Raw genomic sequence first — 23,123 nt, 5'->3', positions numbered from 1 at the left:
CATAAACTTTTAACCTTTTAAACCCAAAATTATGTTATACTACATCTTTAAATACTTAGACGAAGCGTATAATTTGCCTGGTGCAGGTTTGTTTCAATATATCACATTCCGTTCTGGAATTGCGGTGATTTTATCGTTGTTAATTTCTACCGTATATGGAAAAAGAATTATCAACTATTTACGAAACAAACAAGTAGGTGAAACTGTTCGCGAATTAGGTTTAGATGGTCAAGTACAAAAAGCAGGAACCCCAACAATGGGTGGATTAATTATTATTTTGGCTACGTTAGTTCCCGTATTACTATTGGCAAAATTAGATAATATTTATATCATTTTACTTTTAGTGACTACCATATGGATGGGAAGTATTGGTTTCTTAGACGATTATATTAAAGTTTTCAAAAAAGACAAAGAAGGGTTAAAAGGAAAATTTAAAGTTATTGGACAAATTGGACTTGGAATTATTGTTGGAGTAACATTGTATTTTCATCCAAATGTAACAATAAAAGAAGACGTAGTGCTTAAAAAGCAAGGAATAGAAACTGTAATTAAATCTACTTCACCAGAGGTGAAATCAATGGAAACTACCATTCCATTTGTAAAAAACAACACGTTTGATTATGCGGAATTAGTATCTTTTATGGGTGATGATTATCAAAATTGGGCTTGGATAATTTTTATTCCTGTAGTAATTTTTATTATAACAGCCGTTTCAAATGGTGCAAATTTAACGGACGGAATTGATGGTTTAGCTGCAGGTACTTCCGCCATTTCAGTATTGGTTTTAGGTATTTTCACATTTGTATCGGGTAACATCATTTTCTCTAACTATTTAAATATTATGTACATCCCAAATTCGGGTGAAATGACAATTTATATAGCTGCATTTGTAGGAGCACTTATTGGATTTTTATGGTACAACACCTATCCAGCTAGCGTATTTATGGGCGACACAGGAAGTTTAACTATCGGAGGAATTATAGCTGTAATTGCAATTGCAGTTAGAAAAGAATTAATGATTCCTGTTTTATGTGGCATTTTCTTAGCCGAAAACTTTTCAGTAGTGTTACAAGTAGCCTATTTCAAATATACCAAAAAGAAATTTGGCGAAGGACGTCGTATTTTCTTAATGTCACCATTGCATCATCATTATCAGAAAAAGGGATATCACGAAAGTAAAATTGTAACTCGTTTTTGGATTGTGGCTATCATTTTAGCAATTTTCTCATTAGTATCTTTAAAATTAAGATAAAATGCGATTAGTAATATTAGGCGGTGGAGAAAGCGGAGTTGGAACGGCAATTCTGGGAAAGAAAAAAGGATATGATGTTTTTGTGTCCGACTTTGGAAAAATAAAAGAAAATTATAAAGAAGTTCTTAGTATTAATGCAATTGCTTGGGAAGACGAAAAGCACACAGAAGATTTAATTCTGAATGCTGATGTGGTTATGAAAAGTCCTGGAATTCCAGATAAAGCGCCAATAGTTATAAAGTTACTAGAAAAGAAAATTCCAGTAATTTCAGAAATTGAATTTGCAGCGCCTTTTACCACAGCAAAAACAATCGGAATTACAGGTAGTAATGGTAAAACTACTACGACTTTGTTAACCTATCATATACTTAAACAAGGTGGTTTAAATGTTGGATTAGCAGGTAATATTGGTAAAAGTTTTGCCTGGCAAGTGGCCGAAAACAAACACGATTGCTATGTGTTAGAATTAAGTAGTTTTCAATTAGATGGAATTTTTAATTACAAGCCAGATATAGCAATTATTTTGAATATTAGTCCAGATCATTTGGACAGGTACAATTACGATTACAATTTATATATCGATTCAAAGTTCAGAATAACAATGAATCAAACAGAAACAGATTATTTAATATACGATGATGATGATAATGCCATTTCAAATTGGTTTGCCTCACATCATACAAAAGCAAACAAAGTGCCTTTTTCAATTTCAAAAAAATTAAACAAAGGCGGAAGCATAACCGATAACAACGAAATAAATATCAACCTTAACGAAAATCATTTTATTATGCCAATACATCAACTAGCTTTAGAAGGAAAACATAACGTAAAAAACGCTATGGCAGCAACAACCGTTGCGCAATTAATGAACATTAGAAAAGCTACTATTAGAGAAAGTTTATCTAATTTTCAGGGTGCAGAGCATAGATTAGAAAAAGTATTGAAAATTAATAATGTACAATACATTAATGATTCTAAAGCCACAAATGTAAATGCTACATTCTTTGCTTTAGATAGTATAAATACGCCAACAGTTTGGATTGTTGGTGGTGTAGATAAGGGAAATGATTATGATGAATTAATGGCTTTAGTTCGCGAAAAAGTAAAAGGGATCATTTGCTTAGGAATTGATAATAAAAAACTAGCCGATAAGTTTGAAGGTTTAGTAGAAATGTTTATGGAAACAACTTCGATGTCTGAAGCAGTAAAAATAGCTAATAAAATGGCTGAAAAAGGAGACACCGTTTTGCTTTCTCCAGCTTGTGCTAGTTTTGATTTGTTTGAAAACTACGAAGACAGAGGTCGTAAATTTAAATTAGCGGTACAAAATTTATAATTGATTTTTTAATCAAAGTAACTAATAAGAAATGAACAAAATCATTAACCAACTTAAAGGAGATAAAACCATTTGGGCAGTAATAATTTTACTTGCCTTGGTATCTTTTTTACCTGTATATAGTGCGAGTACAAACTTGGTATATACAGTTGGTAATGGAAAAGGCTCAACATTAGTATTGTTACTAAAGCATTTTTTACATGTTATTGTAGGAGTAGTTATAGTATTTTTAATACATAAATTGCATTTCGAAAAGTTTAAAAAATATTCCATTTTTGCGATTTGGATAATTATTCCAGCGTTACTTTTTACATTATTACAAGGAAAAACAATTGGTGGCGCGAATGCTAGTCGTTGGTTGGAAATCCCTTTCATTAATTTTTCGTTTCAACCCTCAACACTTGCCTTTACAATTTTAATGGTATATGTAGCTAGAACGCTTACCAAAATTAACGAAACCAAATACACGTTTAAAGACTCGGTTATTCAAATATGGTTACCAGTTGGTGCAGTTTTAATATTCATTTTGCCATCAAATTTTTCTACAGCAGCCTTAATGTTTGCTATGGTTTTTATGTTGTTATACATTGGCCAGTATCCCTTAAGATATTTAGGAATTGTGTTGGCCTCTGGAGTGGCATTACTGGCGCTTTTTTTCGTATTAGCACAAGCTTTTCCAAAACATAAAACCTTTAGTCGTGTAAATACTTGGGTGAGTAGAATTGAAAATTTCACCTCAGATAAACCAGATGAAGATAAATATCAGATTGAAAATGCAAAAATAGCCATTGCCGTTGGAAAAATTAATGGTGTAGGACCAGGAAAAAGTATTCAAAAGAATTTTTTGCCACAATCGTCTTCCGATTTTATTTTCGCCATTATTATTGAAGAATACGGTTTAATTGGCGGGTATGTTTTAGTGTTTTTTTATATGCTGTTGTTTTTTAGATTTTTAATTCGAGCCAATAAAATAACTAATTTGTTTGGAAAATTATTAATCATCGGACTTGGTTTTCCAATTATAATTCAAGCCTTAATTAATATGGGTGTAGCGGTTGAATTATTACCAGTTACCGGTCAGCCATTGCCTCTAATTAGTAGTGGTGGAACTTCTATTTGGATGACGTGTTTGTCGTTAGGAATAATATTAAGTGTCACCAAAAGAGAAGATGAAATTGCGGCTGATTTAAAAGATTTTCAAGATAAAGAAGCTGCTTTACAGCGTTTAATCGAAAGAGAAGTTGTGGTAATGAAAGCTGAAAATTCAGAAGAAACACTTTCGCAAGACGAGCATAAAATAAATGATATTAAGTATTCTATTCGTGAATCTTTAAAACAAGAAAACGAATTAGATAATAAAGGAGATAGCTTAGTAAACGGACAAAATCCAATGAATGCGGTTATAAATAAAAAGTAATGGAAAAAAGATTTATCATTAGCGGCGGTGGAACAGGTGGACATATTTATCCAGCTATTGCTATTGCGAACGAATTGAAAATACAATTTCCAGACGCTAAATTTTTATTTGTGGGCGCAAAGGATAAAATGGAAATGCAGAAAGTGCCTCAAGCGGGTTATGAAATTAAAGGACTTTGGATTGCAGGTTTACAACGAAAACTTACGTTACAAAATGCAATGTTTCCTGTAAAATTAGCTTCAAGTTTAATTAACTCGTATTTTATTTTAAGAAAGTTTAAACCTAATGTGGTAATTGGAACAGGTGGTTTTGCAAGTGGAGCAGTTCTTAAGGCGGCAACTTTAATGCATATTCCAACGGTAATTCAAGAACAAAATTCGTATCCTGGAATTACAAATAAATTATTAGCCAAAAAAGCCAATTCTATTTGTGTTGCATATGAAAATTTAGAACGCTTTTTTCCAAAAGATAAATTACATTTTACTGGAAATCCAGTTCGTCAGGATCTAATGGAAGTGGCCAGTAAAAAAGAAGAAGCAATTGCTCATTTTAAATTAGACGCCTCTAAAGAAACACTTTTAATTTTAGGAGGAAGTTTAGGCGCAAGAAGAATAAATCAACTAATTGAAAAAGAATTAGATTTTTTATTGAGTTTAGATTTTCAAATTATTTGGCAATGCGGAAAGCATTATTTAAATGAATATTCAAAACATAACGAAAAAGAAAACATGCAAGTAACTGCATTTATTGACAGAATGGATTTGGTATATGCAGCAGCTGATGTGGTAATTTCTCGTTCTGGGGCGTCTTCAGTTTCCGAGTTATGTATCGTTGGGAAACCAACCATTTTTATTCCATCGCCTAATGTTTCTGAAGACCATCAAACTAAAAATGCTAAAGCAATTGTAGAAAGAGGTGCCGCCATTTTAATTAAAGAATCAAATTTAGATTCCGAATTTAAAATTGTATTCGAAGCGGTAGTTAAAGATCAAGGGAAATTGCAAAACCTAACAGAAAATATCAAACAATTAGCAAAACCAAACGCCACTAAAGCCATAGTGGAAGAAATAAAAAAAGTATTAAAAAATTAAGCACAATTGCATTACAAAAACAAATAATGAATTTAAACCAAATACATAACGTCTATTTTATTGGTATCGGTGGTATCGGAATGAGTGCTTTGGCACGCTATTTTCAGTTCCTTGGAAAAAATGTGGCGGGTTATGATAAAACAGAAACACAATTAACATCCGAGTTACAAGAAAATGGTATTAAAATTCATTTTGAAGACAATATAAATTTAATTGCAGAACGTTTTAAAAATACTGAAAACACATTAGTGGTTATTACGCCAGCAGTTCCGAAAAATCATACCGAATGGAACTTCTTTTTAGATAATGGATTTACGGTAAAAAAACGGGCTGAAGTTTTAGGAATCATCACAAAAGATACGTTTTGTTTTGCTGTTGCTGGAACACACGGAAAAACAACAACATCAAGTATTTTAGGACATATTTTGTATGAAAGTGGTGTAGATGTTACTGCTTTTTTAGGCGGAATTGTTGAAGGTTACGATTCTAATTTAATCGGTACAGGAAAAACAGTTACAGTAGTAGAAGCTGATGAATTTGACCGTTCGTTTTTACATTTACATCCCAATTTATCTTGCATTACTTCTATAGATGCCGATCATTTAGATATTTACGGAGATGTCGCTGCTATTGAAGCATCTTTTAAAGAATTTGCAAATAAAGTACCTTCTGATAATTTATTTATTGTCAAAGGATTGCCTTTAGAAGGAAAGACAGTTGCTGTAAATGTAGACGCTGATTTCGTTGCTCAAAATATCAGAATTGAAAATGGTTTTTATGTTTTTGATGTAAAAACCGATACTGAATTAATTGAAAATATAAAATTTGGCTTACCAGGTCATCACAATTTAACAAATGCTTTACTGGCTTTTGCTATGGCAAAGTCGTATGGTGTAGAAAATATAAAAATCAGTAGGGCATTAGCAACATTTCAAGGCGTAAGACGTCGTTTTTCATTTCAAATTAGAAACGAAAAATTAGTATATATTGATGATTACGCTCATCATCCAACAGAGATAAATGCAGTACACCAAGCCGTAAGAGAATTATATCCAAACAAAAAAATAATAGCTTGTTTTCAACCTCATTTGTATAGTAGAACAAAAGATTTTGTTGAAAATTTTGCAGAAAGTTTGTCGCAGTTTGATGAAATACTGTTATTGGAAATTTATCCAGCTAGAGAATTGCCTATTGATGGCGTAAATTCAAGTTGGTTATTAGATAAAATTACGTCAAAAAAGAAACAGTTAGTAACCAAAGAAAAGTTATTAACATGCTTTAAAAATTCCGCTGCAGAAGTATATATTACGATAGGTGCAGGAGATATTGGTGAAATGGTTAAGGATATTAAAAAAGTACTAAATGAAAAAAATTAATTGGCAAAATATTCGATTAGTATTGATGCTTTTTGTACTAATTTTTCTGTTTTCTTTTACACAAAGTAGAAGCAAAAACAGAAAAATTAGTAAAATACAAGTTGATTTTCAGGGTAATAACAAAATGTTTTTAACAAATGAGATGGTTAATAACTTGTTAATACAAAATTTGGGAGGTACTTCCTCAATTGAAAAAGATAAAGTAGATTTGAAAGAATTGGAAAGTGCCTTAAAAAAGCAATCATTTATCGAAAATGCTGAAGTGTTTATTTCAGAAGACGGTATGTTAATAACTAAAATTTTGCAGAAGTCCCCAGTCGCAAGAGTTGTTAATGAAAATCGCGTTTTGTATGTTGATAAAAATGGCAGTATTTTTCAATTGTCGGATAATTTTTCGTCAAGAGTTCCTATTGTTCAAGGAAATATTGAAGGCGAATTTAAAAAAGGTTTCATAGAGACATTTAAGACCATTGAGAAAGATGATTTTTTAAAAAAACATATCATTGCAATCACAGTTCAAAAAAACGGAAGCATGAACATGCTAACAAGAGAACACGATTACGATATCAATTTTGGAAAACCCATTTTAATCGAAAAGAAATTTAAAAATTATAAAGCGTTTTATCAATTCGCTTCGAAAGATTCTATAATTGACAAGTACAAATCAATAAATTTAATTTTCACACAACAGGTAGTGTGTTCAAAATAATGAATAGATGATGAACAAAGAAAGTATTGCAGTAGGTTTGGATATAGGTACAACTAAGATTGTAGCTATGATCGGCAAGAAAAATGAGTACGGTAAGCTAGAAATCCTAGGAGTAGGAAAATCTAAAAGTTTAGGGGTACATCGCGGTGTAGTCAATAACATCACCCAAACCATTCAGTCTATTCAAGCAGCTATTTTGGAAGCAGAAAATAATTCAGGATATCGAATTAATGATGTAGTGGTTGGAATTGCTGGACAACACATTCGTAGCATACAACATAGCGATTATATCAGTAGAAAAAACCCTGAAGAAGTAATTGGAGAAAATGATATTGAACTATTAACGTGTCAAGTTCAAAATTTATCCATGCTTCCAGGTGAAGAAATTATTCATGCCTTACCACAAGAATTTAAAATTGACGGACAATCTGAAATTTTAGAGCCTATTGGAATGTATGGTGCTCGAGTAGAATCAAGCTTTCATATCGTGGTAGGACAAGCGGCTTCAATAAGAAATTTAGGACGTTGTGTTAAAAACGCAGGTTTAGAATTAACGGGTTTAACCTTAGAACCTTTAGCTTCAGCAGATGCGGTTTTAAGTGAAGAAGAAAAAGAAGCAGGTGTAGCACTTATCGATATTGGTGGTGGTACAACAGATTTAGCAGTATTTAAAAACGGCGTAATTCGTCATACAGCTGTAATTCCTTTCGGTGGAAATGTAATTACAGAAGATATCAAAGAGGGCTGTTCTATTATCGAAAAACAAGCCGAATTATTAAAAACACGTTTCGGATCGGCTTGGCCAGGAGAAAATAAAGACAACGAAATTGTTTCTATTCCTGGATTAAGAGGTCGTGAACCAAAAGAAATTTCATTAAAAAACTTGTCAAAAATTATTCATGCTAGAGTAGTGGAAATTATTGAACAAGTATATGCTGAAATCAAATTATACGGTCATGACGAGCCAAAGAAAAAATTAATTGCAGGGATTGTGTTAACAGGTGGTGGTTCGCAACTACAACATATTAAACAATTAGTAGAATATATTACCGGTATGGACACCAGAATTGGATATCCAAATGAGCATTTAGCTGGTAATTCAAGCGAAGAATTATCAAGCCCTTTATATGCTACATCTGTAGGTTTAGTTATGGAAAGTTTACGTAACCAAACCAATAGTGCTACTCCGTTTGTAGAAATGAAAATTCCAGAACCAGTAGTAGCTGCACCACAACTAGTAGATGTAGATGAAACTAATGTAGCAAATGAAGAACCTGCTTCAACACCAGTTGAAAACGAACCAACAGAAAGAAAAAAGAAATACGACTTTAATAACCTTTTAGGTAAAATTAAAGAGTTTTTAGATAATGTAGAATAAAGTTATAAGTAGCAAATAACACAAAAAAACAAAGCCAAATATATGGAAAGCAACAACGAATTTGGAAACATTACATTTGATTTGCCAAAAAATCAATCAAACGTAATAAAAGTAATCGGAGTAGGTGGCGGAGGGAGTAATGCCATCAACCACATGTTCAAACAAGGAATCATTGGAGTTGATTTCGTGGTGTGTAACACAGATTCTCAGGCCTTACAAACAAGTCCAGTGCCAAATAAAATTCAATTAGGTGTAAATCTAACAGAAGGTTTAGGAGCAGGAGCAAAGCCAGAAATCGGTCAACAAGCCGCTTTAGAAAGCATTGAAGAAATTGAAAAAATGCTAGACGTAAATACTAAAATGGTATTTATTACAGCTGGTATGGGTGGTGGTACCGGCACAGGTGCAGCGCCAGTAATTGCTCAATTGGCAAAAGAAAGAGGGATTTTAACCGTAGGAATTATTACCATTCCTTTTCAGTTTGAAGGTAAAAATCGCTACGACCAAGCTATGGAAGGTGTGGAAAGATTAAGAAAACAAGTAGATTCATTAATTGTTATCAATAATAACAAATTAAGAGAAGTATACGGAAATCTTGGTTTTAAAGCAGGTTTCTCTAAAGCCGATGAAGTGTTAGCTACAGCTTCAAAAGGTATTGCAGAAGTGATTACCAATCACTTAACCATGAATATTGATTTAAAAGACGCTAAAACAGTTTTAAGTGATAGCGGAACAGCCATAATGGGATCTTATGTTGCTTCAGGTGCGGATAGAGCAAGAATTGCGATTCAATCTGCATTAGATTCTCCATTATTAAACGATAATAAAATTACAGGTGCTAAAAATGTGTTGTTGCTTATCACATTTGGTTCTGATGAAATTACTATCGATGAAATTAGTGAAATTAACGAATACATACAAAACGAAGCAGGGCATAATGCAAACATCATCATGGGAATTGGTGAAGATGAAAAATTAGGCGACTCTATTTCAGTAACCGTTATTGCTACAGGATTTAATATCGAACAACAAATAGAAATCGTAAATGCAGAACCAAAAAAGATTATTCATTCTTTAGATGGGGAGCAAAAAGTAGAACATAATTTAACACCAAATGCTGTTTCTACTCCTAACTTTTCTTTTCAAGAGCCAATTGCTACTAATGTAACTTTTGAAGCAGAAACACCAAAGGAAGTAGTAACTGAACCCGTTGCTAAAATTGTTTTTGAATTAAATGATTTAGAAGTGGAACAACCACAAATTGTACAAGCTCCGGTTTCAGATTTAATTCCAACAACAGATTATATTAAAAATTTAGATGTGTTTTTTGAAAATGTATCAGCAGAATTTCAAACACCAGTTGTGGCTACACCTGTTTACAATACAGCAGCTCCAGTGGTACAACCCGTAGTTGAAGCCGTTCAACCGGTACAAGAATTTGAAATCATTTCAAACTCGGTAAGAGAAATTGAAGTAATAGATCCTGAATTTGTTGTAGGTATGGATGATTTCAACTTTTCTTTAGATTTGTTTGATACCAAAGCAGAAACAACACAAAACACAGTGGTATTCGAATTAAGCGAAGAAACTAAAGATATCAAAGTAAACGAAGCGGTTCAGTTTTTTCCAGTTACCGAACTTGGAGAAGAAGGAATAATAAAATATACATTAGAAGAAGAAATTGAAGAAGCAATTCAGCCAGCTGCAAGTATTCAAGTAGCAGCAGAGCCAATTGATGAAGAAATTAATTTCACTATCAAACAAAAAGAGCCAGTTGCGGCACCTATTAGTTTTGATCCTAATTTTAGCTTTGATGGTGTTTCTCCAGTAGAAATGTCAATTGAAGAAATTTTAAAATCAAGAGCAGAAGAACGTAAAAGCAAATTGAAAAACTTCAATCATAAATTCAACAATCCAAACCGAATTGACGATTTAGAAAAAGAACCTGCTTTTCGTCGTTTAGGATTAGACGTTACAAGTATGCCAAACCAAAACCCGCCATCGCGTATGTCTTTAGGAATGGATAGTAATGACGACGTGCAATTGCGTTCAAACAATTCGTTTTTACACGATAATGTAGATTAATCTAAAATAACCAACCAAATACTATTAAATCCCGACAAGTTATAAACGAGTCGGGATTTTTTTATTACTTTCGCATAATAAATAATTTACTACTTAAAATAAAAATATATGAGCTTAGCAACACAAATTATGGATAGCATGAAAGACGCTATGAGAGCCAAAGACACAGTGGCTCTTGAAGCGTTACGTGCTATTAAATCAGAAATATTAATAGCGCAAACCGCCTCAGGTTCTAAAGAAGAAATTTCAGAAGTAGATGAAATTAAAATTTTACAAAAATTAGTAAAAATGCGTAAAGACAGTTACGAAATTTTTACAGCACAAAACCGTGCCGATTTAGCCGAACCAGAATTGGCGCAAATTGCAGTTATCGAAAAGTTTTTACCTGCACAATTATCAGAAGCAGAAGTAGAAGCTATCGTAGCTAAAATTATTGAAGAAACCGGTGCGTCAGGTATTGCTGCTATGGGAAAAGTTATGGGCTTAGCCGCAGCACAAATTGGCGGACAAGCAGAAGGAAAAACCATTTCTACGATTGTTAAGAAATTATTGGTTTAGATAGATTAGACTTCTTAGACAAGTTAGACAAGTTAGAAAGGTTAGACAAGTTAGAAAGGTTAGACAAGTTAGAAAGGTTAGACAAGTTAGATAGGTTAGAAAAGTTAGATTTCTTAAACAGATTAGATGACTTTGTTTTTATCTAAATTTCTAAAAGACCATACTCTAAGAAGTCTAAAAATCCAAAAATCTAACCAGTCTAAAGATCTAACAATCTAAAAATCTAAAAACAATCGGCTTCGTAGTTCAACTGGATAGAATGACGGATTTCGGCTCCGTTGGTTGCAGGTTCGAACCCTGCCGAGGTCACAAAAAAACCTTTGTCAAAATAATTGGCAAAGGTTTTTTAAGGTTATACCCTGAAATAAAAAAATAAAATTAAGGTTATATCCTTAAAAAAATATAATTATAAGATTTCTTAAATGTATTTTGCTCTTCAAATTAAGAAACAAACTCACTAATATCTTTTGAATTTTAGATTCTCTACTTTTCACTTTTCACTTTTTCCTTTTCACTTTTTCCTTTTTCCTTTTTCCCTTTTCCCTTCACCCTTTTTCCTTTTACCCTTTTTCCTTTTACCCTTTACCTAAAACCCTACACCTCTTTTGTAGAAATCATTCTACAGATAAAAGTGATTTTTTATATTTAACTTTGGGAAGAGCAAAAAAACTTAAAAATTAATTTGTTAAACATTCGGTTTTCGTGCAATATGAAAATAATGCGACTATTCGATAGGGAATATTAATTATCGATTACTTAGTTTAAAAGAGAGTAGTTAGATTTATAAAATATTGCTAAATAATACTGTATGGTTTTAAAATATAAATGGATAGTAGATACAAACAGAATTGGTTAAATAAGTATGGTTTTGGCATAAATATAAATGAGTTAGCCAGTTTACCGCCGAACTTCTAAAATAATGTGGAAAACCTTAAAATTGATATCTCTAAAACAAATAATTTTTAAAAATCTGAAAAAAAGCAATAATAAATAAAAATTTCACTATGAAGAAAATTATCCTAATTGTATTTACCTTATTTGTAATAATTAGTTGCGAACCAAAAAAACCGATTGAAAAGTTACAAGAAGATGCCGAAAAAGAAGTCATTTCAAGACTCAACAATCCTTCAAGTTATGAATTTGTTAGTTTTTAAGAAGATAATTTTGGTGGAGAAGTCATAAAACAAAGAATTGCAGACATTAAAAATCAACTTAAAAAAGCAGAGAAAGCAAATAATAAAGAAGAAATATTAAATCAGAATAGCTATTTGAAGGCGACAGAAAAATTAAAATTGCCAGAAAATCAAATAGAATTCAAAATAGAATACAGAGCGAAAAACAAATTTAATGCTTTAATTATAGGTAGTTCAAAAGTTGTTAGTGACAAAAACTATAATTTAATTAGTGTTACAGAAAATCTTTAATTAATTAACCCGCTGCGCAAAGTCTCCTGGCTTTGAGCTACACAAATCAAAATATAACATTATAAAATTATTCACACTCAAAGTTTAAGAACGTTGGAGGTAATTTTATCAGATAAAACTCAGAAAAAATAATTTAAAAAATAGAAAAATGAAAAATTTAATCTTTACAATCTTTACAACACTTTTTCTTTTAGTTTCTTGCGATGGCGGAAAAATCGGCAAGTATCAAAAAGAGCCTTTACCCGACAACTTTTCTTATAACATAATTGAAGACAAAAGTAGTGATGCTCTTGAAAAAAATCAATTAACACTTGAAATCAAACAAAAATTGACAGAGGGGCAAATAGCTACACTTGCCGAAGAACTTCTTAAATCAAAAAACAATCAGCGAAGGTTTTACATTTTCTATATACTTTCGGGAATGAAGAATGGCTCAAGTACTTGGGCAACGAGCCATTTTGACCCAGAATTAGATATACAAATAATTGGTTCAACTTCAAAAGAGGATGAAAATTCAAACAAAATTTCAAGCGAACAAATTGACGGTGAAGTAATTGGTAAATGGATAGAAGAGCAATATACTTCTTCTAATTACATTATCTACATTAAAGAAAACAGAACATTTTTAAAATCAACATTTAAAAATGGTCAAACTTCTGAAGAAGAGTTAACAGACCTCAAAGTTCAAAATGGAGTTAAGTATTTCTATAAAGAAGGTGGATTTAATGGAGAATACTTTATACTAAATTTAAGTGGTGACCTTGAATTCTATAATAGCGAAAACAAAAATTTCACTAGTGCATCTAAAACAAAATAAACTAATACTATGAATAAAATTGACGTTACTGTTACTACAGGAGATTTAAAAACTAATTATGAAATAATTGGCCCTGTGTTTTTTCAAGTTTCAAATAAGGGTATGTTTGGTAGTGCTTTAGGTACACTAGTAAAAAAATACAAAGCTCAAATTGACGATCAGAAAAAATCAGGTTCTATTTCAGGAGAACGAGCTGACTGGGGTTTTCTTTGGGGAGAATGGTCTGTAGGGCAAAATGATTTTGAAAAAGCATTTTTTGTTGCCGTTGAGGAGATGAAAGAACGAGCTCGTATGCTAGGTGGTAATGCTATAATCAATATGCGTCAAGATATTGACCTTGACACAAACGGTTTTGCATATTTTTACTTTCAAATGTATGGTACAGTAGTTAAAACTGTAGAGTGAAATTATAACCAGCCCCTGCTCCCACGCGAATCCTTTCGCGTGGTTATACAAACAAAATATTAACAAATATTTAGAAATTAAATTTTTAAATGTTTTATCAAATAAAATAATATATAGCCACAAGTTAACCCACCGAAAGGATTCGCACTGCAGCCAGGGGGTTGCCGTCATTCTAAAAACAAAACATATTAAATTAAATCAATTCTAACGGAACAAGAAAGAGAAAATTTTCTAATCAGACTTTATTTTAAAACGGATAAAGATTTTGAAATTGCTGGAATTAAAAGAGCATATTTAGATTTTAGTAGAACATTAGTCTTGCCTGAAAACTGCAAAACAGAAGAACGAAATGCTAAAAGAGCTAAAACTGAACTTTTTTTGAGAACAAAATTAATTGAACTTATAAAAAATTCAAATTTGACACAAACTGAATTTGATAAGTTGCACAAAAAAATGTGTAGTGAATTAATATCTGAATGGAACGAACTTACTTTCGGACAAGCTCAAAAATGGATAAATATGTCTTTGAAATATTGGCTTTTGTTTGGAGAGAGTAAAATACCGAAAATTGAAATCAACTCTAAATTTTTCCACATTCCAATTGATAGTATCATTCAAGAAAGATTTTTTAATAAAAATTTACCAGCTTGGAGTAAAATCAAAACTTATGAAGAATATTTTTGGTATCAACAAGATTTTCGAAAAAGAAACATAGGAAAAATTCCAATTTTAGAAGAATTTAGAGAATTCAACAAAATATAATTATGCATTATCAAGAAAAATTAGACGCAATTTTTGGTAAAGGAAGTTTATGGAAACATAGAACTTTAAGAACTGTATTTGATCCTTTTTCAAGTGAATATGACAAAACTAATATTGATGAAAAACTTGAAATCTTGAAAAAGGCGAAAGATAGTGGATTGGAATTATCGGAAATAATTGATAGTTATAAAACTTTTTACTTGGCAGAAAACAAGCAAAATGTAATAAATTCGATTGAAAATGGTTTAAAGTTACTTTTAGAAAATTCTTTAAAATGAAAAACGAAAATTTAAAAGAAAATAATGAAATACTGGTTGAAAAAATATTTGAAAAGCAAAAAATATTAATTAGTGAAGAATGGTCTGAAAATAGAAGAAAAGTATTTGAAGAAGTAGCAAAAATGCAATTGCGACAAAATTCATTATCAATTGAACAAGCAAGAATTGAAGCTTTTGAACAAGCAGAAAGAATAAAGAGTGAACGAATAAAAAAAAGAATGAACGGCTAACAGCCGTTACACAAGATGTAAGGATTTAGTGGAATTGCCGTTTCGCATTGAACTTTTAACTTAATTAGAAAATATGTAGTCACCCCGCTTCGCAAAGTCTCCTGACTTTGCGCCACACAAAGGCAAAAAAAACACTCAAATCCAAAAAATGAAACTAAAAATTTGCACATTTACCAATTTTTGGTAACTTTGATTAAAGTTTAAAAAAATGAAAAACACATCAATATCACTCGGAAATTATTTTGACCAATTTGTGAGCAGTCAAGTAATAGAGGGACGCTATAAAAATGTAAGTGAAGTGATTCGTGCAGGACTTCGACTTTTAGAAGATGAAGAAAGTAAAGCTATTGCTTTGAAAAATGCAATTCAAAAAGGGTTGGAAAGTCCAAGAGTTGAAAATTTTGACTTTGAAGAGAATTTAAAACAACTTAAAGCAGCAAAAAGAAAAAATGGCTAATGTTATTTTAAAACAAGAAGCCATTGACGATTTGAATGCTATTTGGGAGTATACTTTTGAAAAATGGTCTGAAAATCAAGCGGACAAATATTATGAAATGCTGAAATTTTCTTGTAAAGAAATCGGAAAAAATCCTGAAATAGGAAAAGAATATATTACTATAAGCAAAAATTTATTTGGTTTACATTCTGGAAGACATATCATTTTTTATCATTTAATTAATGAAAACGAAATTGAAATTATCAGAATTTTACACGGACGAATGGATTTGAAAAACAGACTGAACGAATAAAAAAGACCTGCACCGCCGAAAGCGAATCCTTTTGCGTGGCAGTTAAAAATAAAAAAACCTTTGCCAATTTATTCAGCAAAGGTTTTTGTTTTTCTGCTTAGTTGCGTTTACCAGAAAACCGTGTATAAGGCTACTAAAATTCCTGTAATAATAAGTTGCCCAACAGTAAAACTAGTCGATATTTTACTTCAAAAGTTTTGTGGCATATATTTTATCTAATCTTATTTTGTAATTTGTTTCAAATCGGCAATAGTTGCGATTGGGTCTTGTGCACCAAAAACATAACTTCCAGCTACTAAAACATCGGCTCCTGTGTCGGCTAATTGTTTTGCGTTTTTATTGGTTACACCACCATCAATTTCTATAATGGTGTTGGCTTTGCATCTTTGTATCATTTCTTTTAATTGGCTGACTTTGTCATACGTTTTTTCAATGAAACTTTGTCCGCCAAAACCTGGATTTACACTCATAATACATACTAAGTCAATATCTTGAATAATGTCTTCCAAAACTTTCACACTTGTATGAGGGTTTATAGCAACTCCAGCTTTCATACCTTCTGCTTTAATTGCCTGAAGCGTTCGGTGTAAATGATTACAAGCTTCATAATGAACTGTTAATACATTCGCTCCTAATTTAGCAAAAGTAGTTATGTATCTGTCAGGATCTACTATCATTAAATGCACATCTATAGTTTTGGTAGCGTGTTTTGAAATAGCTTGCAAAACGGGCATTCCAAAAGAAATATTCGGTACAAAAACGCCATCCATAATGTCAATATGAAACCAGTCGGCTTCACTGGCATTAATCATTTCAATGTCGCGTTGTAAATTAGCAAAGTCTGCTGCTAAAATCGAAGGAGCTATAAGTGTGTTTTTCATTTAAGTATATTGTTTGTGCAAAAATGTATATTTTAAAAAAAACTCCGAAAGTGATTCCGGAGTTTTAACATTAAGACTTTCGGCTTTAGACTTTACGACTAAATTTATCCTAAATATGTTTTTAATATTTTACTTCTTGAAGTATGTTTTAATCTTCTAATTGCTTTTTCTTTAATTTGACGAACTCGCTCACGAGTTAAATCGAAAGTTTCGCCAATTTCTTCTAACGTCATTGGATGCTGGTCGCTTAAGCCAAAATACAAACGCACTACGTCTGCTTCTCTTGGAGTTAACGTTTCTAAAGCACGTTCAATTTCAGTTTGAAGTGATTCGTGAATTAATTCTCTATCTGGATTTGGTGATTCACCTGAACGTAATACGTCGTATAAGTTAGAATCTTCTCCTTCTACAAGTGGTGCATCCATTGATAAGTGACGACCAGAGTTTTTCATAGACTCTTTTACGTCATTTACGGTCATATCTAATTCTTTTGCAATTTCCTCAGCAGAAGGTGGTCTTTCATTAGATTGCTCTAACAAAGCATACATTTTGTTGATTTTATTGATAGAACCAATTTTGTTCAAAGGCAAACGTACAATACGAGATTGTTCTGCTAACGCTTGTAAAATCGATTGACGAATCCACCATACTGCATATGAAATGAATTTGAAACCACGTGTTTCATCAAAACGTTGTGCGGCTTTAATTAAACCTAAGTTTCCTTCGTTAATTAAATCGGGTAACGTTAATCCTTGATTTTGATATTGTTTGGCAACCGATACTACGAAACGTAAATTCGCTTTCGTTAATTTTTCTAAAGCACGCTGGTCGCCGGCTTTAATACGTTGTGCTAATTCTACTTCTTCATCGGCAGTAATTAAATCTACTTTACCAATTTCTTGTAAGTATTTATCTAATGAAGCCGTTTCACGATTGGTTACCTGCTTGGTTATTTTAAGTTGTCTCATTGAATTTCCCCCTCAATTTATTAGTTCTATTTATTATACGTAAGAAAAATAAAAAAGTTACAAAAAATAACAAAAAGTTAAACATCAACTCATAAATCAATTTCTAAATCTATTGATTACAATAAATTAAGACATTAAATAATTAAATTTCTAAAAAATTGCCAACATTTTTACCATTCCACTTCCCTAAAAATTTATAAGGAATAAATCTTGCAAATAGTTCTTCTTTATACCATTTTAGTTTTCTGGTAAGACGAACCACCTCTTTATGTTTTTCGTTTTTATAGGCATAATCAATCATCTCAGCTTGCGTTTTCCAAATGCTTAAAGTAGCTTGTTGGATTAAAGGCCATTCGCCAACGCCTATTGAAAGCGCTAATCCATCGTACTCTTCTAAACTTTTACTTACTTGGCCTACTTTTCTCCAAAAAGAAATCAATTTTGAAAACCGAATACTGGCTCTTGTTAAAACCATAACTGGCTTATCTAAAGCCAAAGTGGCACTCGAAACAAAGGGTTGTTTTCCATCCCATATTCCGTGCGCTTCCGCTGCGTGTGCAAAAACTGTGAATGACTCGGCGCTTCTCGATTTATAATTGTTGAAAAATGAATTGTTTTCAAAAAAAGCAGTAGCCTTTATTTCTGATTCCCAAATGCATAATAAGGCATACGTACCAAAGTTTGGTTTTGAACTAAAACCATTTTCAGCACCTGAGCCTAATAGTTTGTAGAACACTAATCCTTCAATATTTTTGAAATGTGAATGACCTAATTGCATTTGCGAAAATGCCCAAAGTTTATTGGAAAAAGTTTCCAATTTAAAAAAAGTACAAGTGGTTATTTGGCTCATTAGTTTATATTATATTTTAGAAGGATTTAGCATCCTGATTTAGATTATTTTTTTTCAACCACAACTATTTGTACGCCCATTGGAACTAGTTTTTCAAATGCAAAAATTGGAAATGTAACCACTTTTAAAAACACAAGCGACCAAAAATGTTTAGACATACTGCCAGACCAATCAACTCCTTTTTTTTGCATTCTGCCAAGCCACCATAGGGTAAACGCATCAAGAGTTCCGTATCGTAAATGTTTTTTAATTTCCCATTTGTCTTTTTGAAACAAAAGGTCAAAACTTTTTTTGGTTAGTAACGAAATGTGTCTTGGACTATGCCAACCTTGCCAATATGATTTTTGAATTTTTGCGCTAATGCTAGTATAATCAGGTACTTCAATAATTAATTTTCCTCCAGATTTAAGACAATTATAGAGCGCTTCTATGGTTTGACTCGGGTTATAATCGTGTTCTAAATAATGCCAAAGTGTAATTACATCAAATTGTTTATCAGAAACATAATCTTCAATTGCGATTTTTTTAAGTTCTAAGTTGGGAAAACTTTTATCTTTCCAGCCTGAATCTGAAAAATCAATTCCAGTGCATTTTGCTTTTGATTTTTGTTCTAAAATTTCCAAAAAACTTGGATTGCCACATCCTACATCAAGTACATTAAGGTTAGGATTGTTTTTTTTAAGATGTTTTTTTACAAGAGTAACACGTTTTAAATCTAATTTTTTTTGACTATTGGTTACAAATGAACTGTACTTTCCCCAGGCTTCGGCTCCTCTATAAGGCAAGTAACTGGCTGTATAATAATGCTCTAATTGTTCAGGAGATACTGGATTTGTTAAAAATACAGCTTCGCAATTAGTACAAATATCAAATGTATAAAGCTCATTATTTGGCTCATGCATTAGCGCATTTGTAGATAGGTAAAAAGAACTTTCGGTTTTTTTACAAATCGGGCAATTGGCAGCAATTATATTTTCCATTCGATAGTTTAATTTATGAACAGCTTATGAAAAACACATAGAATAAACCAAAGTAAAATATAAAACTTTATGCAATAAACTAAGATATTTATTCAGATGCTTGCTGTTTTATGCGTTTGCGATTTTAGTCTGTTTTAAGGCAGCTTGAATATATTTTCTCTTAATAATCAACATTCCAAAACTTTCGCCACCTTCTTTTCCTATATTTTTGTGATGCATTTTGTGTGCTCTACGCAACGCTAAAACATAGACATTTTTTGTTTTAGTTAGCACCTTGAAACGTTGATGAATTACTAAGTCGTGTACCACAAAGTAAGCCAAACCATAAAGCAAGATTCCAAAACCAACCCAAGTGTACCACGCATATTGGTTCATCATTCCAAACATAATAAGTAGCCAACTTGGCACGGCATATATGATAAAAAACAAATCATTTCGTTCAAACCAACTTTTATGGTCTTTTTTATGATGGTCTGCATGAAAATACCACATAAAGCCATGCATAATGTATTTGTGGTTTGCCCAAGCCGAAAATTCGGTTAGAATAAATGTAACTAAAACAATGCTACAATTAATTAGTATTTCCATGTTAAATAAATATAAATAATGAAGTAAAAAATATAATTTGTAAAATCAATATAATCAAAGACACCGTTCGATTACTTTTAATTAGGATAGGATAAAAAAAGTAAGATATAAAAAAAGCAACTCCAATCCAACCCAAGTAATTATGAATACCTGGTAGTCCACTTTCAAATTGCCAAAAATCGAGTTTTGGTGCTACTTGTTCTATAAGCAAATCAATTAGTGTAACTAATAAAGCAGCTACAGCCAATACTGTTATTTTGTTTGCAAAGATACTACTTACTATTCTAATACCAGCACAAATAAGCATTGCCCAATTGATAGAAATGATTAGTGGGACTTCAAGTAATTTAATTCCTAATCCATCGCCATAGGAATATTTTCCGAAAATCAATCCCGTTTTCACACCGATTACTTCTATAATAAAACCTAATAAAGCAATAGAAAAAAAGGCTATTATGAAATTTTTATCGGCTAACGGAGTATGAATTAAAAAAACTAAACAAGTAAGCAATAAGGTGTACGGTGTAAAAGGGCTAAAAAAAGCAGGATTCATTACAAATCCAATTGATCCTGAAACATAGACCAGAATCAAGAAATATAAAAAATAGGATTTGTACGTTTCTTTCATTTCAATTCTTGTTCTACTATAAGTTGACTGGCTATTTTTGAACTAAAAAGACATAATGGAATACCTCCTCCTGGATGTACACTTCCTCCCACAAGAAACAAATTTTTAATGCTTGATGAAAAATTAGCATGTCTTAAAAATGCTGCAAATTTATTGTTGCTCGAATTGCCATAAAGCGATCCGCCGTATGAAGAGGTTTGGTTTTCTATATCAATGGGACTTAGCGTACTTTCTGAAATGATGTATTTTTCAATATCAGTTTTCAACATCGCATTAATTTTAGCAACAACATTTTTTCGAATAGTTGCTGCATAATCTATACTTTCGTTTTTATTGTGCGGTACATTGACCATTACAAACCAGTTTTCACAACCTTCCGGCGCATCATTTTTGCAATATTTTGATGTAATATTGATGTAAATCGTAGGATCATCAGTTGGAAATTGTTTTGAAAACAAATGATCAAATTCTTTTTTATAATCATCACTAAACAAAATATTATGTAGTCCTAACGCCGCAAATTCTTTATTAATTCCCCAATAAAAAACATAAGCACTACTTGATTTTTCTTGTTTAATTAGCTTTTTAGGAGTATAAGATTTTGGCAATAAATACTTGTAAAGCACATGAATATCTACATCACTCCCAACAATATCAAAAGGATAACTGACTCCGCTACTTTTAATTGCAGATATGCGGTTATTAGATCCTACGACTAGGGTTTCAACAGCTGCATTATAATTGATAGTTACATTTGCTTCTTCAGCGAGATTAACCAAATGTGTTGTAATTTGATGCATGCCTTTCTTAGGTAAATAAGCCCCAAGATTGAACTCTAAATGCGAAATCATATTCATCAAAGCCGGCGCTTTATAGGGATTTGAACCATTATAAGTCGCAAATCGATTAAATAACTGTACCGTTTTTGGATTGGAAAATGTTTGCGAATTTTTTTCGTGCATCGTACTGAATAATCCTAAAAATGGAGAAAATAATATCCCTTTTAACGTCTTAAAATTAATAAAATTTTTCAGTTGATGAAGCGATTGCTTTAAAAATAAATCTTCTGTGGTTTTAAAATAAAAAGCGTTGCGTTTGATGTATTTTAAAACGGTTTCTTTTTTTTCGTGAAGTTTTAAATGTACTTCCTGTGCGAATTCTTCTAAATTAGCTGAAGCTTTTAGTTGCGTTCCATCCGAATAAAAATAATTAGTTATGACATCTAATTTCTGATATTCAAATTGATGAGTGCTTTCTTGTAAGCTAGTTAATTCATCTATTAACGAAGGCATTGTAAATAAAGATGGCCCTTTATCGAACCGAAATCCATTTATATTTAGTTCACTCAATTTCCCTCCAGGATAACTATTTTTTTCAAAAACGGTTACCTTAAACCCTTGATTAGCCAGTCGAATTGCCAATGCAAGACCACCAATTCCAGCTCCAATTATACAAACGGTTTTTGTCATTATATTTAAATAAAATAGTGACGTAAAATTAATTTTTTACTAAAGGTTAAAAGTATAACAAAAGTTAAAAAATTCCTATAAATAAAAAAACCAATTACTAACAAAAAACTTCAAATTTATACATGTTTAAAGATAATAACCCCAATTTAGATTATAAATTGGGGTTATTGGTAAACTATAAATAAATAAATTATTCTTTTTTCTCTTCTCTTGGAGGTCTTGGTAAAAGTGCTTTTCTTGACACTTTTTCTTTTCTAGTTTTTGGGTCAAGTCCTAAGTATTTCACTTGGAATACATCGCCCATATTTACTACATCCGTAACGTTTTCAGTACGTTCCCAAGCTAATTCAGATACGTGTAATAAAACTTCGTTTCCTGGCGCATCAGTATATTCTACAACCGCACCAAAATCTAACATTTTAATTACTTTTACTTCGTAAGCTTCTCCCATTTGTGGTTTGAAAATGATAGAATCAATTTTAGCCAATACTGCAGCAATTCCATCTGGATCTGTACCTAAAATTTCAACTACACCTTGCTCGTCAACTTCGTTAATAACGATAGTACAACCCGTAGCTTTTTGTAATTCTTGAATTACTTTTCCACCAGGTCCAATTAAAGCTCCAATAAAGTTACCAGGAATTGTTCTCATGATAATTTTTGGCGCATGAACTTTAACTTCAGCATTTGGTTTTTCTAATGTTTCCATCAATTTACCTAAGATATGTAAACGTCCATCACGAGCTTGAGCCAAGGCTTGCTCCATGATTTCATATTTCAATCCGTCAATTTTGATGTCCATTTGACAAGCTGTAATTCCTTCCGAAGTTCCAGTTACTTTGAAATCCATATCTCCTAAATGATCTTCATCACCTAAAATATCAGATAAAAC

Annotated in this window: 25 protein-coding genes and 1 tRNA gene; 18 read left to right on the top strand and 8 right to left on the bottom strand. The window is 31.8% G+C overall.

The features are described 5' to 3' along the window. Positions 1-31 precede the first annotated feature (31 nt). The 18 genes from mraY to ABWP78_RS06775 all read left to right on the top strand — a co-directional run bounded on the left by mraY (position 32) and on the right by ABWP78_RS06775 (position 15,867). Positions 32-1,252 (top strand): phospho-N-acetylmuramoyl-pentapeptide-transferase, encoded by a 1,221-nt coding sequence (mraY, locus tag ABWP78_RS06860; protein WP_353170034.1) that lies wholly within the window; start codon positions 32-34, stop codon positions 1,250-1,252. A 1-nt stretch (position 1,253) separates the two neighbouring features. Beyond that, positions 1,254-2,588: a UDP-N-acetylmuramoyl-L-alanine--D-glutamate ligase gene (gene murD, locus ABWP78_RS06855; RefSeq protein ID WP_353170033.1), complete on the top strand. Its 1,335-nt coding sequence runs from the start codon at positions 1,254-1,256 to the stop codon at positions 2,586-2,588. Positions 2,589-2,619: 31 nt separating this feature from the next. Then, positions 2,620-4,005, top strand: a complete 1,386-nt coding sequence (locus ABWP78_RS06850; RefSeq protein ID WP_353170032.1) for an FtsW/RodA/SpoVE family cell cycle protein — start codon at positions 2,620-2,622, stop codon at positions 4,003-4,005. Further along, positions 4,005-5,096, top strand: coding sequence for an undecaprenyldiphospho-muramoylpentapeptide beta-N-acetylglucosaminyltransferase (gene murG / locus ABWP78_RS06845; RefSeq protein ID WP_353170031.1), 1,092 nt, complete (start codon positions 4,005-4,007; stop codon positions 5,094-5,096). The genes ABWP78_RS06850 and murG overlap by 1 nt, the downstream gene beginning before the upstream one ends. 26 nt (positions 5,097-5,122) lie before the next feature. Beyond that, positions 5,123-6,472 carry a UDP-N-acetylmuramate--L-alanine ligase gene (murC, locus tag ABWP78_RS06840; protein WP_353170030.1) on the top strand — a complete coding sequence of 450 codons (1,350 nt, stop codon included), beginning with the start codon at positions 5,123-5,125 and terminating at the stop codon, positions 6,470-6,472. Continuing rightward, entirely contained in the window at positions 6,459-7,181 is a 723-nt protein-coding gene (locus ABWP78_RS06835; RefSeq protein ID WP_353170029.1) for a cell division protein FtsQ/DivIB, read from the top strand. The genes murC and ABWP78_RS06835 overlap by 14 nt, the downstream gene beginning before the upstream one ends. Positions 7,182-7,191: 10 nt before the next feature. Beyond that, positions 7,192-8,559, top strand: a complete 1,368-nt coding sequence (gene ftsA / locus ABWP78_RS06830) for a cell division protein FtsA (protein ID WP_353170052.1) — start codon at positions 7,192-7,194, stop codon at positions 8,557-8,559. 42 nt (positions 8,560-8,601) lie between these two features. Further along, positions 8,602-10,644 (top strand): cell division protein FtsZ, encoded by a 2,043-nt coding sequence (gene ftsZ, locus ABWP78_RS06825; protein WP_353170028.1) that lies wholly within the window; start codon positions 8,602-8,604, stop codon positions 10,642-10,644. A gap of 108 nt (positions 10,645-10,752) precedes the next feature. After that, entirely contained in the window at positions 10,753-11,202 is a 450-nt protein-coding gene (locus tag ABWP78_RS06820) for a GatB/YqeY domain-containing protein (RefSeq protein ID WP_353170027.1), read from the top strand. A 235-nt stretch (positions 11,203-11,437) separates the two neighbouring features. Then, positions 11,438-11,511: transfer RNA gene (locus tag ABWP78_RS06815), tRNA-Arg, on the top strand. A gap of 695 nt (positions 11,512-12,206) precedes the next feature. Then, positions 12,207-12,356 (top strand): hypothetical protein, encoded by a 150-nt coding sequence (locus tag ABWP78_RS06810; protein ID WP_353170026.1) that lies wholly within the window; start codon positions 12,207-12,209, stop codon positions 12,354-12,356. Between the two features lie 418 nt (positions 12,357-12,774). Further along, positions 12,775-13,443 carry a hypothetical protein gene (locus tag ABWP78_RS06805; protein ID WP_353170025.1) on the top strand — a complete coding sequence of 223 codons (669 nt, stop codon included), beginning with the start codon at positions 12,775-12,777 and terminating at the stop codon, positions 13,441-13,443. A gap of 9 nt (positions 13,444-13,452) precedes the next feature. After that, positions 13,453-13,848, top strand: coding sequence for a heavy metal-binding domain-containing protein (locus ABWP78_RS06800; RefSeq protein WP_291241272.1), 396 nt, complete (start codon positions 13,453-13,455; stop codon positions 13,846-13,848). A gap of 453 nt (positions 13,849-14,301) precedes the next feature. Further along, entirely contained in the window at positions 14,302-14,610 is a 309-nt protein-coding gene (locus ABWP78_RS06795; RefSeq protein ID WP_353170024.1) for a hypothetical protein, read from the top strand. 2 nt (positions 14,611-14,612) lie between these two features. Beyond that, entirely contained in the window at positions 14,613-14,888 is a 276-nt protein-coding gene (locus tag ABWP78_RS06790) for a hypothetical protein (protein WP_353170023.1), read from the top strand. Then, positions 14,885-15,118 (top strand): hypothetical protein, encoded by a 234-nt coding sequence (locus tag ABWP78_RS06785; RefSeq protein WP_353170022.1) that lies wholly within the window; start codon positions 14,885-14,887, stop codon positions 15,116-15,118. The genes ABWP78_RS06790 and ABWP78_RS06785 overlap by 4 nt, the downstream gene beginning before the upstream one ends. A gap of 208 nt (positions 15,119-15,326) precedes the next feature. After that, positions 15,327-15,575 (top strand): type II toxin-antitoxin system ParD family antitoxin, encoded by a 249-nt coding sequence (locus tag ABWP78_RS06780; protein WP_353170021.1) that lies wholly within the window; start codon positions 15,327-15,329, stop codon positions 15,573-15,575. Beyond that, a complete protein-coding gene (locus ABWP78_RS06775) occupies positions 15,568-15,867 on the top strand; it encodes a type II toxin-antitoxin system RelE/ParE family toxin (protein ID WP_353170020.1) in 300 nt (99 codons plus the stop codon). Before ABWP78_RS06780 ends, ABWP78_RS06775 begins: the two co-directional genes overlap by 8 nt. Before the next feature lie 221 nt (positions 15,868-16,088). Here ABWP78_RS06775 and rpe read toward each other — a convergent pair whose 3' ends face one another. The 8 genes from rpe to ABWP78_RS06735 form a co-directional block, all read right to left on the bottom strand. Next, positions 16,089-16,748, bottom strand: a complete 660-nt coding sequence (rpe, locus tag ABWP78_RS06770; protein WP_353170019.1) for a ribulose-phosphate 3-epimerase — start codon at positions 16,746-16,748, stop codon at positions 16,089-16,091. Between the two features lie 104 nt (positions 16,749-16,852). Next, entirely contained in the window at positions 16,853-17,716 is an 864-nt protein-coding gene (locus ABWP78_RS06765; RefSeq protein WP_026718320.1) for a sigma-70 family RNA polymerase sigma factor, read from the bottom strand. A 142-nt stretch (positions 17,717-17,858) separates the two neighbouring features. Then, the gene (locus tag ABWP78_RS06760; RefSeq protein ID WP_353170018.1) at positions 17,859-18,566 is read right to left on the bottom strand and encodes a DUF3291 domain-containing protein; all 708 of its coding nucleotides are present in this window, start codon (positions 18,564-18,566) and stop codon (positions 17,859-17,861) included. Positions 18,567-18,610: 44 nt separating this feature from the next. Continuing rightward, on the bottom strand, positions 18,611-19,546 hold the full coding sequence (locus tag ABWP78_RS06755) for a class I SAM-dependent methyltransferase (RefSeq protein WP_353170017.1): 936 nt from the start codon (positions 19,544-19,546) through the stop codon (positions 18,611-18,613). Between the two features lie 108 nt (positions 19,547-19,654). Then, complete coding sequence (locus ABWP78_RS06750) at positions 19,655-20,134, bottom strand: sterol desaturase family protein (RefSeq protein ID WP_353170016.1); 480 nt, start codon at positions 20,132-20,134, stop codon at positions 19,655-19,657. A gap of 1 nt (position 20,135) precedes the next feature. After that, positions 20,136-20,762 carry a carotenoid biosynthesis protein gene (locus ABWP78_RS06745; RefSeq protein ID WP_353170015.1) on the bottom strand — a complete coding sequence of 209 codons (627 nt, stop codon included), beginning with the start codon at positions 20,760-20,762 and terminating at the stop codon, positions 20,136-20,138. Beyond that, positions 20,759-22,231, bottom strand: coding sequence for a 1-hydroxycarotenoid 3,4-desaturase CrtD (gene crtD, locus ABWP78_RS06740; protein WP_353170014.1), 1,473 nt, complete (start codon positions 22,229-22,231; stop codon positions 20,759-20,761). The genes ABWP78_RS06745 and crtD overlap by 4 nt, the downstream gene beginning before the upstream one ends. A 190-nt stretch (positions 22,232-22,421) precedes the next feature. After that, positions 22,422-23,123, bottom strand: a 702-nt coding sequence (locus tag ABWP78_RS06735; RefSeq protein WP_353170013.1) for a KH domain-containing protein, incomplete at its 5' end; no start/stop codon positions are given.

The sequence above is a fragment of the Flavobacterium sp. genome (assembly GCF_040402955.1).
Classification (GTDB): domain Bacteria; phylum Bacteroidota; class Bacteroidia; order Flavobacteriales; family Flavobacteriaceae; genus Flavobacterium.
The sequence above is the reverse complement of the archived record's forward strand: the minus strand, read 5'-3'. Positions and strand labels throughout refer to the sequence as shown.